At 32.7% G+C, this 15,035-nt stretch carries 12 protein-coding genes and 14 tRNA genes; 18 read left to right on the top strand and 8 right to left on the bottom strand.

Annotation, left to right across the window (positions count from 1 at the left end):
* Nucleotides 1-8: 8 nt before the first annotated feature.
* The 7 genes from H526_RS32245 to H526_RS0124120 all read right to left on the bottom strand — a co-directional run bounded on the left by H526_RS32245 (nucleotide 9) and on the right by H526_RS0124120 (nucleotide 7,589).
* Nucleotides 9-1,913, bottom strand: a complete 1,905-nt coding sequence (locus H526_RS32245; protein ID WP_211237857.1) for an AAA family ATPase — start codon at nucleotides 1,911-1,913, stop codon at nucleotides 9-11.
* A gap of 21 nt (nucleotides 1,914-1,934) precedes the next feature.
* On the bottom strand, nucleotides 1,935-2,465 hold the full coding sequence (locus tag H526_RS30060; RefSeq protein WP_035086350.1) for a hypothetical protein: 531 nt from the start codon (nucleotides 2,463-2,465) through the stop codon (nucleotides 1,935-1,937).
* Between the two features lie 74 nt (nucleotides 2,466-2,539).
* A complete protein-coding gene (locus tag H526_RS0124140; protein ID WP_027395301.1) occupies nucleotides 2,540-3,349 on the bottom strand; it encodes an ABC transporter ATP-binding protein in 810 nt (269 codons plus the stop codon).
* Nucleotide 3,350: 1 nt separating this feature from the next.
* Nucleotides 3,351-4,319 (bottom strand): ABC transporter permease, encoded by a 969-nt coding sequence (locus H526_RS0124135; protein ID WP_027395300.1) that lies wholly within the window; start codon nucleotides 4,317-4,319, stop codon nucleotides 3,351-3,353.
* Nucleotides 4,319-5,872 carry a phosphate ABC transporter substrate-binding/OmpA family protein gene (locus H526_RS0124130; protein WP_027395299.1) on the bottom strand — a complete coding sequence of 518 codons (1,554 nt, stop codon included), beginning with the start codon at nucleotides 5,870-5,872 and terminating at the stop codon, nucleotides 4,319-4,321. Before H526_RS0124130 ends, H526_RS0124135 begins: the two co-directional genes overlap by 1 nt.
* 22 nt (nucleotides 5,873-5,894) lie before the next feature.
* Nucleotides 5,895-6,908 carry a hypothetical protein gene (locus H526_RS0124125; protein WP_027395298.1) on the bottom strand — a complete coding sequence of 338 codons (1,014 nt, stop codon included), beginning with the start codon at nucleotides 6,906-6,908 and terminating at the stop codon, nucleotides 5,895-5,897.
* Nucleotides 6,909-7,589, bottom strand: a complete 681-nt coding sequence (locus H526_RS0124120) for a hypothetical protein (RefSeq protein ID WP_027395297.1) — start codon at nucleotides 7,587-7,589, stop codon at nucleotides 6,909-6,911.
* Between the two features lie 1,459 nt (nucleotides 7,590-9,048).
* On the opposite strand from H526_RS0124120, the gene H526_RS0124110 reads away from it, so the two are divergent.
* From H526_RS0124110 to H526_RS31970, 12 genes are all read left to right on the top strand, one after another.
* Nucleotides 9,049-9,121: transfer RNA gene (locus H526_RS0124110), tRNA-Lys, on the top strand.
* Nucleotides 9,122-9,127: 6 nt separating this feature from the next.
* Nucleotides 9,128-9,214 (top strand) — tRNA-Ser (locus H526_RS31985).
* Nucleotides 9,215-9,221: 7 nt separating this feature from the next.
* Nucleotides 9,222-9,294: transfer RNA gene (locus H526_RS0124105), tRNA-Asn, on the top strand.
* Nucleotides 9,295-9,298: 4 nt separating this feature from the next.
* Nucleotides 9,299-9,371: transfer RNA gene (locus H526_RS0124100), tRNA-Cys, on the top strand.
* A 9-nt stretch (nucleotides 9,372-9,380) separates the two neighbouring features.
* Nucleotides 9,381-9,463: transfer RNA gene (locus tag H526_RS0124095), tRNA-Tyr, on the top strand.
* Between the two features lie 16 nt (nucleotides 9,464-9,479).
* A tRNA-Trp gene (locus H526_RS0124090) sits at nucleotides 9,480-9,553 on the top strand.
* 45 nt (nucleotides 9,554-9,598) lie between these two features.
* A tRNA-Asp gene (locus H526_RS0124085) sits at nucleotides 9,599-9,671 on the top strand.
* 73 nt (nucleotides 9,672-9,744) lie between these two features.
* Nucleotides 9,745-9,831 (top strand) — tRNA-Ser (locus tag H526_RS31980).
* A gap of 8 nt (nucleotides 9,832-9,839) precedes the next feature.
* Nucleotides 9,840-9,913 (top strand) — tRNA-Pro (locus H526_RS31975).
* Nucleotides 9,914-10,163: 250 nt separating this feature from the next.
* Nucleotides 10,164-10,236: transfer RNA gene (locus tag H526_RS0124070), tRNA-Leu, on the top strand.
* 127 nt (nucleotides 10,237-10,363) lie between these two features.
* Nucleotides 10,364-10,435 (top strand) — tRNA-Arg (locus tag H526_RS0124065).
* Nucleotides 10,436-10,567: 132 nt separating this feature from the next.
* A tRNA-Ile gene (locus H526_RS31970) sits at nucleotides 10,568-10,639 on the top strand.
* Nucleotides 10,640-10,679: 40 nt separating this feature from the next.
* Here the strand turns inward: H526_RS31970 and H526_RS0124060 are convergent.
* The gene (locus H526_RS0124060; protein ID WP_027395295.1) at nucleotides 10,680-11,537 is read right to left on the bottom strand and encodes a bile acid:sodium symporter family protein; all 858 of its coding nucleotides are present in this window, start codon (nucleotides 11,535-11,537) and stop codon (nucleotides 10,680-10,682) included.
* A gap of 82 nt (nucleotides 11,538-11,619) precedes the next feature.
* On the opposite strand from H526_RS0124060, the gene H526_RS0124055 reads away from it, so the two are divergent.
* The 6 genes from H526_RS0124055 to H526_RS0124025 all read left to right on the top strand — a co-directional run bounded on the left by H526_RS0124055 (nucleotide 11,620) and on the right by H526_RS0124025 (nucleotide 14,583).
* Nucleotides 11,620-11,697: transfer RNA gene (locus H526_RS0124055), tRNA-His, on the top strand.
* Between the two features lie 3 nt (nucleotides 11,698-11,700).
* Nucleotides 11,701-11,773 (top strand) — tRNA-Phe (locus tag H526_RS0124050).
* A gap of 21 nt (nucleotides 11,774-11,794) precedes the next feature.
* The gene (locus H526_RS0124045) at nucleotides 11,795-12,115 is read left to right on the top strand and encodes a hypothetical protein (protein WP_027395294.1); all 321 of its coding nucleotides are present in this window, start codon (nucleotides 11,795-11,797) and stop codon (nucleotides 12,113-12,115) included.
* A gap of 27 nt (nucleotides 12,116-12,142) precedes the next feature.
* A complete protein-coding gene (locus H526_RS31965) occupies nucleotides 12,143-12,307 on the top strand; it encodes a hypothetical protein (RefSeq protein ID WP_155839767.1) in 165 nt (54 codons plus the stop codon).
* 159 nt (nucleotides 12,308-12,466) lie between these two features.
* A complete protein-coding gene (locus H526_RS0124035; RefSeq protein ID WP_027395293.1) occupies nucleotides 12,467-12,793 on the top strand; it encodes a DUF6331 family protein in 327 nt (108 codons plus the stop codon).
* 689 nt (nucleotides 12,794-13,482) lie between these two features.
* Nucleotides 13,483-14,583, top strand: a complete 1,101-nt coding sequence (locus H526_RS0124025) for a slipin family protein (RefSeq protein WP_027395292.1) — start codon at nucleotides 13,483-13,485, stop codon at nucleotides 14,581-14,583.
* The last annotated feature ends 452 nt before the right edge of the window (nucleotides 14,584-15,035 follow it).

Genomic DNA, 15,035 nt, shown 5'->3' with positions numbered 1-15,035 from the left:
TACTAAAATTAAGCTTCTTCTTCGTCCTTCTGAAATCTTAAATAATCATCTACGGTTTGATTAATCGGTGGAATATCATCCTCTATGATTGTCTTTAATAATTCTTCGGTAAGTGGAGTTATTGATACAATACGATTCGCTTGGTATTCTATAATCTTTTCAAACAAATTTCTAGCAACTCTAGCATTACCAAAACTTTTATGTCTTTTTTCGTATAGTTTATCAAAAATAAACTCTAATTTTTCCTTTGCTTCATCTGCCAATACAAAATCATTCTTGCCACAAAACAATTCAAAAATACCTATGAGTTCTTTTGGCTTATAATGATCAAATGTAAAGTATCTATTAAATCGTGATTGTAATCCAGGGTTCGACTCTATAAATTCTTCCATCTCATCTGGATATCCCGCAGCAATAACAACCAATTGATCTCGATGATCTTCCATCTTTTTTAGCAATACCTCTACAGCTTCATTACCAAAATCCTTTTTATTATCCTTTGCCAGAGAATATGCTTCATCAATAAACAACACTCCATCTAGCGAAGTCTTTACTACCTCTTCTACCTTTAATGCAGTTTGACCTACATATCCAGCTACCATTCCTGTTCTATCTGTTTCTACAAGATGTCCTTTTTCTAAATATCCTAAATGTTTATATATTTTAGACACCAAACGTGCTACTGTTGTTTTACCAGTTCCCGGAGGTCCCATAAAAACCGAATGTAATGAGTTATTTACATTCTTAAGACCCTTTTCTTCTCGTAGCTTTTGTACCTTTAAAAAGTTAGATAATTCTTTTACAGAAGTTTTGATATTGTCTAGACCAATTAACTCATTCAATTCATCCATTACATCATCTAACGTTTCATTTTCATCGATCTCTGTTTGCTTTACTCCTTCTAATTTTTCTTTAGGATGTTGTAATTTACTATTGATCTTCTTCAGTAAGGTTGTCTCTTCCTCAGAAATTGTCCCATCCGCTTTAGTTATCAAAGAAGCTATTCTATATAAAAATGATGCAGAATTAGCAAAATGCTGGCTATCTAATCGTTTTAAAAGTGACGGTAATAAAAATTCATTCTTATATTCATTGCCTAAATCAAAAAGACTAGCCGTTTTAATTACTTCTATGTTTTCATCAAACTTTTCTGATTGAACAAATTTGTTAATCCGTTCTATAGACAAAGAAGCTATAATATCATTTCCCTGAAGCTTCTCGAACATAAATGCTAATAAAAATTTCACCTTAGCATCTGCAACCGTATTTTTTTTATCACTCAACGGATATATCATATTGAATACCCTAATGATATCCTGAAGAATTACATGTTCTGCCTTAAACTCAATAGCATCATCTGTTTTATGAACGATAGCGTTAATTGTATTAGAAAAACGCTTGTTATTATTTAAGTCTTCTGCCAAATTCTGAATCTTCTCTCCTTCGTTTTTTAGAATTTGTAGAAACTCATAATCGATATCAAAATCTTGAGTGGTATCTTCTTTTTGATTTACGAAATCTTTAAACTTATTGGTAAAATCAGAAAGATTTTTTTTCTCATCTTTCTTAGTTAATAACAAATCATCTACAAAATTATTAAGTAACGTAATCTGCTCCTTAGGAAAAGCACTAAACTTGACATCTAGAAACACATCCTTAACTAATGGAATCTTGTTATCCGCAAGATGGATATGTTGTGTAGTAATAATAAAATCTAATTCGTCAATTGAATCTTTTAAAGAATATAACACTAACAGATCTTCATCCTTTATTCTTAGCGTTGGAAATGCAGAAGAAATAGATAATATCTTTAACGGATTAACCGATTTTCCTTTAAAAAAAGAAGCTTTATGTTCCTGAGTTAATTTTGAAAAAAAATGATCTGTGGTTTTATGGTATTTTCTATTGGTCATAATACTCCTACACTATTTAATTTAGGATGATGATAATTGTTGTTCTTTCTTCTTTTTTGATTTTTTCTCGGATTCTATTGCAAATAATATAAAACTAAAAAACAAGGACAATAATGCTATTAAAATTAAAATCCCCCACAATCCATTATTAGGATAAACCGCTAAACCTCTCGGCACGGTAACTTTAGTACTTTTACCAGTATCTACCAATGTTTCTCGTAGTTTTATCAATACATTAGTCCGTTCTAAAGCACTATTAGATTTTAAATTTTGAAGTTCAGCTTGACTGGCTTTTAAATTTCTATACCAAAAACTAATATCTTCATCAGGGGTTTCCCATATCATAGAAGTATATCCACTAGTGATATTATTAGCTTCTAAATAATCAATAACTTTGGTCAGTTCTTCATGAGCAAGTTCAATAGTATTTGCATCTGCTGCTCTCTTTAAATATCCAGAAACATTCTGTTTAAACTGTATCTTTTTAGCGATTCGAACTCCAAAAATTGTAAATGATACTAGAATTAGCACAATACTGATTATATTTCTCATTTCTTCCTTTTTTTCGTTTTTATAATATAGTTTATAGATCACTAAAAACTATAAAGCAATACTAAAATTAAGAATTAACTCCCTGCATCAATCTGCATCATTGCATCTTCTACTTGATGCACCAATTCGTCAAAATGAGCTAATCGCTTCGTTTCTCTATTTCTATTAAACGGTAAATCAACATCTATATGCTTAACAAAATGAGACGGCGCATGTTTCATTATATAAATATCATCTGCTAAGTACACAGCTTCTTGTATATCGTGAGTAACAAATAAAATTGTAGGGCTAAACTTTTCCCAAATACCGATTAGTAAATCTTGCATTTGTAAACGTGTCTTAATATCAAGTGCTCCAAAAGGCTCATCCATCAATAAAATTTCTGGATTAGACATCAAACTACGAGCTATGGCTACACGCTGTAATTGTCCCCCAGATAATGTAGGATATTGTGCATACTTCTTTTGGTGCCCATCCAATCCAACCAGCTGGATCATTTCCATCGCTTTTTCATCACGTTCTTTCTTAGAAACACCTTTAAAACGTAACCCCAAACCAACATTATCCAACACAGTCATCCAAGGCAAAGATGAATATTGCTGAAATACCATGCTTACCCTATTTTCTTTACTTACTGGTTTCCCTTTGACTAACACCGTTCCTGCAGTTGGCTCTTGCAATCCCGCAATATATCTCAGTAAAGTTGACTTACCACATCCGGACATTCCTAAAATGACAGAAAACTGTCCTTGCATTGGTTTGTCCTCTACTAATAAATCTAAGTTTTCTATAATTTTAGTTTTTCCTCCATCGTATGATTGAGAAATCCCTCTAAGTTCTATAACATTAGGAGCCTGAGGAGTATCTGTAAACTGTAATGCCATATTAATGTTTGTTTCCTTTATTTATGTGTTTATATGGAAATAATATTCTATCGATCATTACAAACAATCGATCTTGTAATATCCCTATAACCACTATGATAATTAGTATAGCAAAAGCTTTATCTATTCTACTTTGTCGTTTCGCAGTCCAAATTAATTCTCCTATTCCTCCTCCTTTATTCAACATCTCTACAATAGTGATATATGTCCAAGAGATAGCTGTTAACACCCTAATATCATCAATAATCTTAGAGAATACATATGGAATATATACTGTTCTAATAGTTTGCCAAGATGTAGCTCCTAAGGTAAAAACAGTATTAAGATATACATTCTGGACTTCATCAATCCGCTGGATGACGACAGGTATCAGATATACTATAATACCGAATGCTAGAAAAGATACTTTCATATCACTTCCCAATCCCAGCCACATAATAAAAATCCCGGTCACCGCAGTCAACGGAATAAAACGATAAGAGTTTATAATCTGACTAAATAATCCTCGGAATAACGGAATCAAACCTAATAAAAAACCAATAGGTATAGATACAAGGATTGCTACCAGATATCCTAAAAAGTTTAATTTAATAGAATAAAAAGTATTTCCGATTACATCATCGTTTTTATTCAGATCAGGAAAAGCTTTAATAACCTTAATTGGTGATGGTAGCAAAGGATACACCTTATTTTTCTTTAACCCAAATGATGTCAGTTCTTCAAGACTCATTTGTTCTAAAGTATCGTAACTAGCAACTAAAAGAGAATCATTTTCATAGTACTTACGCTCATTTTGAGCAATCTTAGAAATATCTATCGATTCATCTTGTGTAATTACAGAGGTAGATAAAACTTCTGCTAACAAAAACCATAATCCAATTAGAATCAAAGCACCGATTACAGTAAGTATCGCTTTATCCTTTGATTCTAAGTTTCCCCTAAGTTCAAACAGTCTTTTAATCCCTACCATTAGTCTACTACCAGTTCAAAATCTGTTCTTCTGTTCTTAGACTTACAATCTGCATTTTGATTTCTTTCGCATCCAGGAACTGGTTTATCTGGACCATTTCCTAAAATAATAAATCTGTTCGTTGGCATGCTGTGTTGCTGGATCAAATAATCTGCAACTGATTGCGCTCTTTTCTTAGATAGTGCAACATTAGGACCTCTAGATCCAACATTATCAGTATTTCCTTCAATTCTAATACGTGCGTTCGCAAATGCTTTTGCGATTGGCGTAAACTGAAGATCTATTAATTGTTTAGAATTTTCATCTAATTGAAACTCTCCAGTTCTAAAACTAATACTTACTTTTTTTGACGAAAGCGATTCTTTTTTCTCCAATGTTTTATCAACTGCAGTAAACTGCTTTTGTTGTTCGGCATTATGAGAAGCACCAGATAGCGATGTTTTATTTACTAAATCCTTAGTAGAAAGTAATCTCCAACTTTTTGCACCAGCAGTACTATATCCAAGATTATTATATTTCACTTTCATTTTATTATACAAATCCTCTCCTGTAACACCTGTATAATTTGAGTTCAACCCAAAGAAATCTTTGTTATCTCCATGAGTAGCTAATCGTACATTATTTATAGCGTCATAACAGAAATCTTCTGGCTGCGACAATCCTTCTGCAAGTATCTTCGCCGCTTTTCTCTTATTGCTATCAGAATTGTTTAATTCTGAAGCTCCAATCATCCAACCTTCATATAAATCTTGTAATTGCTCTTTATGTGTTTCTATAAATTCTTTTTTAGAAACAAATACGTCAGCAATAATATGTGTTGCATTCTTAGTGCTTTCTAATACTTTAGAACCTGCTACTTTTGCTACACAATCCGCATCATCCGGACTCCAAACAACAGCGGCATCAACAGTATTACTTTTAAAAGAATCAGCAGCATCAATTGCACTTGGTACTTCTACCAACTGAACATCTTTGGTCGTCATATCACTAGCTTCCAATAACCAAATTAAAAAAGAATGTGATGGTGTCATTGGCGCTACGGCTATTTTCTTACCTCTAAGATCACTGACCTTATTAATTCCTCTTGCTGCTACAATAGCATCTCCTCCACGACTCCAATCTGCCTGGAACACAACTTGTGGTTGGTATTGCGATAACCCTTCTACTTCTGTCGGGAACGCATCAATTGTTGCCCACATTAGATCTATAGAACCATTTTTAAATGCATCTCTAGAAGCATCAAAGTCATCAATAACTTCGAAGTTTACCTTAAATCCATAATCTTTATAGAATCTCGATGCTGTATTGGCTTTAAATCCTTCGTTGAAATACTGTCCTCCAGCATATCCTCCCCAAGTTACTACCCCTACATTAATAACATCTTTATATCCTTCTTTTGTTTCTCCTTTATCAGAAGAAGAAGTTAGTTCTTCTATTTTTTCTTTAGCCTCTGGGTTATTTCTTACAAATTTATTTAGTAAAAAATATAGTCCTCCAATAATGAGCACTACAATTAAAATTTTTGAAAACGGTGTTAATCTTCCTTTTGCCATGATTTTTGATTAGTGTTATTTTTTAATCCTCAAAATTAAATAAGTCTGAGTATTGATTATTTTGGGTTTTAGTTTTAACTATAGGTGCATCCAGATCTACACTATGTTGATCATGCACTAACAGGTCTTTTTGATTTCCAAGAATAAGAGAAACTCCTTCATTCTCCCATTTCTCAAGTAATTCTAAACCTTCTTCTTCGAATATTCCATTCTGTAAATCAATAGAATCCATGAAGTTATTAGACATTTCCATAAAACGCTCCATCTCTCCTATCTTCATACTTACATCATCAGCTATTGCTTCTAATGCGCGATCAAACATTTCCTTCTTGTCATTATTTCCTGCAATAATGTTCATTGCAGATTTCATTGCAGAATGTCCAGCTCTTACTGCTTTTCTTTCTTGCTCCTTAACCATCACTTGATCCTCTATATCTTCCAATAATATCTCTGAATTCTCGTACATCTTAACTAAAACTCTATATAAGATTTCCATCTTCTTATAAAGTTCATCAAGTTTCATATTAGATTCTTTTAATCTACCAGCTTTTCTAGATTTAAGAATCATAATCCCTTTCTTATCTCTTTCTTTTGCAGCACTTGCTAGCTTTAGATTATTATTGATATTCTTCTTATTATCATATATAATGGTTTGCAAACGTTTCATCTGTCCTTTTAGAACAGCAATTTGCTTATTCATCTTCTTTAAGTTACTATGAAGATCATCAATATAACTTTTAAGAATCCCTATCGGATCAATCTGTATAAAAAGACCTGTTAACCAACGCATAAAAGATTTATACATATAGAAAATAAGGTTTCTCATCTTAGGATCTAATACAATATATATTAATGCCCCTAATACAGCTAATAAAACTCCTAGGTATAATGTATTTTCTACAATATTAATTAGAAAGGGAAGTACTTTATACAATCCGTATAATCCACCAGCTCCTAAAAGTCCCATAAATAACATCCCGGTTTTACCTTCGGGTCTTTTCCAAAATGTTTTTGGTTTCAATGAGTTGTTGTCCATTTATTTTAAGTATTTCTGCATTTTAACAATATCTTCTTCGAACTGAGCTTTTAGATGACTGTAAGATACTTTAAAATCATTTTGTGTTTTATTTATCTTACTATTACTCTCTTCTACCTTAGCTTTTAAATCACCAATCTGTTTTTGGTGTTTCGCAATTTCTTCTGTTAGCTTTTTAATTTGCTCTGATTTTTCTTTTATGATTGATTCAAACTGAGCAATCTCTCTTTCTCTACCTGATACCTTGCTGTCAAATTGATTTTTAAAAGCGCCTATAAACTGCTCATTTTCTTTATCTAAAACTCCTATATAAAAATTAGTAGTTTGTAAAAGCTTATCTAAGGTAACTCCCATTGTTGATGCAGTGGCAAATGCAGAACGATATTTCGTCGCTTCATCCATTGGCATTTTCTCCAACGCTTTTAGAGATTTTTTATATTCTAAATAATCAAAACCATCTAGATTATTTTTCTCTATAGCTTGTAATAACTTTTCTACGATTTTAGTGTCCAAAACTCCTTCTGAGGAAGAACTTATTGGATTATTAGGAAGCGGCGGTGGTGTTGAAGCGGCTGGCTTTTTATCCGAACTTACATCAGCTTTTTCAGATGATCCAGAAGTCTCTTTATTCTCTTCTTCAGAATCATCTACTATAAATAAGGACTTTAAATTTTTTAGCATGGTTAGTGAATTTAAACAAATTTAAAAAAATAAGTGTTTTTAGAAGGACCTAAGATAAGTATTTCCTTATATACCTTTATAATATAGGTATCATCTAGCATCAAAATGTTACAATTATTATTTTTTCAATCATTTTACTATACGGTCCCAAGCTATTTTAAGCCCAAATAATAAAGCCAAGAAAAACAACAGTAAATATTGAAACCTTCCTACGAAGAATACACCAAAAAACATTCTCTGTAGGACATATGTTATTATGAACGTTATTATAATAATTATGAATAGTCCTGATAACTTTCCGAAACCAGGAATTCGAGACATAGGGATCGTTTTATTTATAATAACTAAGGCTACAATCATGAATAATAATGGAACAAAGTATGTTACCAAATCAAGTTGTAATAAATTAATTTTTAGAAAGAAAAAACTATAAAGAAGTAAAACCAAAGATAACAAGCCTGGTATTGTTACCGCATAAATTAAAATTCCGTAGAAATAATTAATAGGTGGTTTAAAATTCGACGGCTTTACAAAAAGTAAGCCGATTAAAGTGCACGCTAAAATAATTGCAAAATAACCTAATAATAAATTAGGGTGATTGCTGAACCAATTTAAAAAGTCTTGTACTGTCATTATTGATAAAAATACAAATATAGTTTTATATAATACTTTTTTGCTTTTTAAAGAAAAATCGCTTAAATTCATTCTAAACTAGAGGATTAAATATAAAAAACGCAAATGAAATTTGGTTAATACCTCTAGATTATCCAATATTTGCATAACAAATGACAAGAAATAGAGCACATATCAACCCGAAATCGCTGTTTAGTCAGTGTGATTATCGATGGATAGTAGAATTATCCAATCGAAACCGGACGTTATGTGGCTATTTTAATCCTTAAATTATGAAGTGATTTAGATAAAACCTATATATAATAAAAAGCGTCCAAGAAATTGGACGCTTTTTTTATTAAAAAAAATCAAAAAATGTTTAAAAGTTAATTAGTACATAAAGAATAGCATTTGGAAAGTAAGCATCAGAGAGACAGACGATTGCCAAAATATCCAAAACTTGTTGAAAAACGAGCAGGGATTCCTATACCCAAAACAAACATAACTAACTGATTTTCAGTAAAATAAATTCAAAAAATGTTTGGAGATTTAAAAAAAGTTTTGATCTTTGCATCGTAATCAAAGTGCAACTAAATATCAATATTGATTACATAGTTACTAAAACAAATAAATTAAAATGATACCGAATAAGTTACAACATAGTATTACCCGTCTCTTTAGCAAGCAAGGAGAGTATTGTTCCGATTGGAATATATATGGTGTCTATTATATAGAAAGGAAACGTATGCGATTATAAACCGACATACATCCACAAGATATATAAAGGCGCCCGAATAAGGCGCCTTTTTTTATTTACATAGTTCATTGACATACTGAAAACCAAAATTGACACGTAGCTTAATTGGAAAAGCACTCGACTTTTAATCGAGGTGATGTGGGTTCAAATCCCTCTGTGTCAACTTTAAGGAGGATAGGCAAATATTGGTTTGTTGCGCTTGTCTGCTAAACAAGTCTGTCTAATCACAGTGAAGGTTCAATTCCTTTGTCCTCCGCAATACTGATACTATAGCTTAACTGGTAAAGCTAAGAGCTGTTAACTCTTAAGATGTGGGTTCAAATCCTACTGGTATCGCTAAGACAAGGTGGCTGAATGGTTAAGGCTACGGACTGCAACTCCGTTTTTTACAGGTTCGATTCCTGTTCTTGTCTCTAAAAAATGGAAGTATTGAGCAATTGGTTGGCTCACCAGACTGTAAATCTGGTCTCTTCGGAGCTTGTAGGTTCGAGTCCTACTACTTCCACTAAATATAATAATAAGCCGCTTTTAGTGTAATGGTAGCACAAAGGTCTCCAAAATCTTTAATCTGGGTTCAAATCCGAGTAAGCGCGCTAAATACAAATTATAAAATTAAAGACTCCTATCTATTTAGGAATATAGTATCGTAGCACAGTGGCTAGTGCACCCGACTGTCTCTCGGAAGGTCGCGGGTTCGAATCCCGTCGGTACTGCAAAGCAGGATTCGGGATGAGAAGTTTATCCTGAGCTAGGTGGAAGGGAATCCCGTCGATACTGCTAAAAAACGGAAGAGCAAGCCAATAGGTGGTGGCCGCAGTCTTGAAAACTGTTAGGAGCTAATGACTCGTGTGGGTTCGACTCCCACTTCTTCCGCTATAAATCTGGGAAGATAACGGTGGTTTTGTTTACTCGCCTTGGACGCGAGAGGTCGCAGGTTCGAATCCTGCTTCTCAGACAAATTAACTCATTTTGAAACTAACAATAATGAGTTCAAGCCTAGACTCTCTAAGAAAACAGAGACAACTCTGTTTCTCGGTCTAAAGTTATATCTATGGTGTAATTGGAAGCACAAGGGATTTCTAATCCCTAAGTCTAAGTTCAAGTCTTAGTAGATATACAAATGCTCTGTTCGTATAATGGTTTAGTACACCTCACTTTCTATGAGGAAATAGGAGTTCGATTCTCCTACAGAGTACAATTTTAATGCAGGAATGGCGGAACGGCATACGCGCTTGACTTAGAATCAAGATCTTGAGAGTTCGAATCTCTCTTCCTGTACGAATGCTCCGCTAGCCCAAATGGCAGAGACAGGCGAGAAAAAGCAACGCTTTATCGAAGATTGCGAGCGAAGCTCAGGTTTAAACCCGGTTCAGTCTAAGTTCGAATCTTAGGTGGAGTACAAGAAAGGCTCATGGTGTAAATGGAAGCACCCAAGGTTACGACCCTTGAAGTATAGGTTCGACTCCTATTGAGCTTACAAACTGACCTGTGATGTAACGGCAGCATCCAAGACTTTGACTCTTGGTGTAAAGGTTCGAAATGCCAAGCATTCACAAATACAAAATTATCAAATATTGACCTAATGAGTAATCCTTTCAGGTCATCAAACTAAGGTATAACTCAGTGGCAGAGTGCCGCGGCTATATCGCGGAAGTCTTGGGTTCGATTCCCAATGCCTTAGTTACTATCAATTCATAAAAAGAAGGTCAATATATAGTACTTTATTTTTTACTATTTCGAATACCAAAAAATATTGCGATCCCACCTGTAAAAAACATTAACAGACTATATACGGCTGGAGCAATTGCAAAAGAAGTATTATGAAGTATAGCAATTGCAACGGTTATCGCCAAAGTACCATTTTGAATACCAGATTCTATTCCGATAGATATGGCGCCTTTTTGATGAACACGAAATAGCTTTGCAGAATAATAACCGATAGCCATCGTCAAAATATTCAATAATAAAGCGACAAGACCAGCTTCTTTAAAATAAAAAATGAAATTGTCTTTCTCTTTAATAAGAATACCAACAATAACTAAACCAAGTACCAATGCTGAAGCTATTTTTACCGGTTTAGCCATCTTTAATGCAAAAGACTCATTATACTTTCTTATGATCATGCCAATAGCAACAGGTATAATAATTATAACTAAAATCTGAATAATAGTTTCAATTACATTTAATTGAATAGTTTGATCCTCTGATAAAAAGTAAAGTAACGAAAAATTAACTATGAACGGTATCGTAATTATCGTTATCAAACTACTAAATGCTGTAAGCGTTACAGATAATGCAATGTCTCCTTTAGCTAAATGAGAAATCAAATTAGAAGTCGCTCCACCTGGACAGGCTGCTAATATCATAATTCCAATAGCTATTTCCGGTTTTAGCGATAGCACAGATGCTAACAGAAAACCTACAAGTGGTAAGACTATAAGCTGATTCGCTAAACCAACCAAAATTGCTTTAGGATAAATAAGTATTCTCTTAAAATCATCTATAACAAGAGATAACCCCATACCTAACATTATAATAAATAAGGATGCAGCTAAAACAATGGTCGATATATTATCCATAAAACTTGTTTTCTAATCTTACGGACTAATATAAAGATTTATTTATCAATACTCTGAAAATCAAATACTCTAAAATTAGAAAATGGTGTCTCTAGCTTATCTGGTAAAGCATCTCACTGTGAATGAGAAGAACAGGGTTCAAGTCCCGGAGTACACCCTAAAAGGAATAGTAGCAAAGTTGGTCAATGCGTCGGATTGAAGATCCGAAGATATAGGTTCAAATCCTATCTGTTCCACTAACAATTAAACTTTAAACTATGAAAAACAATCTATTACAAAGGTTTTTATGTAAAACTGAAGACACGGGAAGGTTCATAGTTCAATCCAAAATTACTGGTATTACCTATTTCGTAGAACCAATCGATAATGGCAAACCAGATAAGCTTTGGGGTGATCTAGACCCTGCTACTAAAAAGCTTACTGGTGATTACGGAAATTCTAGAAGAGGAGCTGTTAAAAAAGAAGATTCATTAATTCTGAAAGAAAATGGATTTAAGAACATCTCCATTTTTAAAGGAAGCCCTCTCGGAGAAATAGATAGGCGTGATCACGAATATGAACAATTAAACAATCCATAAATAACAAATGATGTAAAAACTAATATCATGAAAACACAACCAACGATTATCAAAAGAAAGGGAACAAATGGCTTACAACATTTACTTTTAAAATGGGCTACTATGTATATCAATAGTATGACCAAAGCGCTGTATCCTGATACAGATACCCCAAGTAGTAAAAATGATCAAAATCGATTTTTTTACAAATAAATAATTACTACGCAAATACATTGCGCTCATATAATAAATATTTGCAGAGTAATTAAACAAACCCTCTTTTATAAGGGGTAAACAGATTAGGGTTTGTAGTAATGCCCTGCTATTAAGTGAGGGAAATAAATAGCAGGGCTTTTGATAAAAAACATGATTATGAGTACTAAAAAAATATCTAAAGTTATTGATATAGATCAATTCTTAGAAAACAATAAAGAATTTTGGAGAGATTTAGAAACATACTGTGTTGCTGAATGCTGTGGAATTGATGCTTTTGATTTTTCAAAAGAACATATAGAAAAAACTATTTCTTTTTATAATTCTAAAGACGTCCTATCCAATATAGATGAGACCATTTTATTTATAAATACAAATCCCTTAAAGCTTATGAGTAGTTCAATTTTGAACCATTGCGCTTCAAAAGAAAAATTTATTGAACTCTTTAAAAATATCAAGCAAGTCTTGTTGGGTGTTTCTGTATAGCACTATTGTATGAAGTATTGCAGTTTTGTATGATCACTTCATATCCAACTTGCCTTGAAGGTTTGACTATTAACCAAATAATAGTCTCGACTCTGTAGGTCGTGGGTTCGACTCCCACTCTGTCTAAGGCAGATAGTTCAGTGGTTAGAACAACAGACCAGTTGGTTGTCGCGGGTTCGATTCCCGTCAAAGCACCATTTGCTTTGTAGCTCAGTAGGTAGAGCACTACACTTTTAATGTAGCCAAAATGGACTCAAAATCCGTTTTCAAGAAGTTTGGGTTATCTTCTAAAACTAATCCACGGCTTGTCAGGCTGTAAAAATGACAAAAACGTTGACTAGTAGATCAGTTCTTATGCTACTCTAGGGATAAGAACAATCTTAAAGGTTCTTTGAGAAATTAAAAAGGTTGGTACTAAGAAGTAATTACTTTTTTGAGTCCAGATTTTAGAACAATCGTATTTTTTCTAATACTTATTCTTCTATCTCGATACTAAAAACTAATTGCAGAAAATATCACATATTATTTTCTCCGATCTGGAAAGATGATTTGCTGTCACCGTTTTTAACAAAAAAACAAACATCCTTAATACGTATAAAAGGAAATAGATAACACCTCCGTTACGGGATTATCGTCCAATTAATGTTGAATCTGTCTTTTTCAAATAAAAAGACATAAAAATGAAAAAAATGAAAAGAGTAAGAATCAATGCTGGCAAAGTAGGCTTGGTTTTCAGAAAAGGAGATTACAATCGTGTTATAACACAAGGAATCCATTGGTTAAGATTTAATGAGCGTGTTATTCAGTATGATTTATCTAAACCCTTTGCAGCTCCAATAGCACTGGAACTCTTATTAAAAGATACAGTGTTGGAAGATATGTTACACCTAATTGAGGTAAAGGACAATCAAATTGTATTGGTTTATGAGAATGGTAACTTTAAAAGTGTATTTTCTGCAGGTAGATACACACTTTGGAAAGGATTGTACGAATATGAGTTTACAACAGTAGATCTTAGTAAAATCTATATTACCGAGAAAATTGATAAATCTTTATTCAGCAATTACGCACTTAATAAATACATCCGAGTTTTTGAAGTTGCCGCGTATGAAAAAGCTGTACTCATTGTAGATGATGTATACGCTAAAACTTTAGGTAGTGGCACATATCGTTTCTGGAGAAATGATACAACTATCAAGATCGCTAAGGCAGATCTGCGTCAGCTACAGTTAGAAATAGCTGGTCAAGAATTATTGACAAAAGATAAAGCTGCTATTCGTATCAATTTCTATATACAATATAAAGTTGTAGATATTGAAAAAGCATTGCTTGATAATAAAGAATACGAAAAACAATTATACATCGCGATGCAATTAGCTCTTAGAGCTTTCGTAGGAAATTACACCTTAGATGAACTTTTGGAACGTAAAGATAGTATGGCAGAAGCTATATTGGAAACTACCAAAAATCAAACAAACAAACTAGGTGTAAGAGTATTGAATTGTGGTATTAGGGATATAATCTTAACTGGTGAAATGAAAGAAATCATGAACCAAGTACTAGTAGCACAAAAGAGAGCTCAGGCTAATATCATTACTAGACGTGAGGAAACAGCATCTACTAGAAGTTTACTGAATACAGCAAAACTAATGGAAGATAACGAAATGCTCTACAAGCTTAAAGAAATGGAATATGTAGAGAAAATAGCTGAAAAAATTGGTGAGATCACAGTTTCTGGTAATGGTGGAATGGTAAAACAATTGAAAGACATATTCTCTGTGAATAGGTAGGTGTGAAAAAAAATGCACTGGTTATTATAATCAGTGTATTTTTTATTTTTGATAGGTAAATCTAAACTAGTAATTTTTAAACTTTCAGGTAAAAAAATAAAGGAAAACAAAAAAGAGCGTCTCCACGCTCTTTTTCTTCACACAAATCATCTTAATTTAGGGGCTTATTCTAAAATTAAAACTCACTTTTTATAAATGTTTTCATCTTGGGGAAAATGAAAACGCTAACTCATTAACTCTGGTGTAAAGATACAGTTATTTTTCAATTCACCAAACTTTTTATGTATTTTATCTAAAAAAAATGTATTTAAACACGTTAAACTAATTTAAAAAACAATTTTTTGTAGTATTTTTCTTTCATTTTATTGTTTTGAAAAATATATTAAAATGTAGGTAGGGTATACTCTTTCTTTTTTGTTTTAGGGTTGTAATTTTTAACATATAAAGCAAAA

The organism is Aquimarina latercula DSM 2041 (assembly GCF_000430645.1).
Lineage (GTDB): Bacteria > Bacteroidota > Bacteroidia > Flavobacteriales > Flavobacteriaceae > Aquimarina > Aquimarina latercula.
Note: the sequence above shows the minus strand (reverse complement) of the source record. Positions and strands in the feature narration are given on the sequence as shown.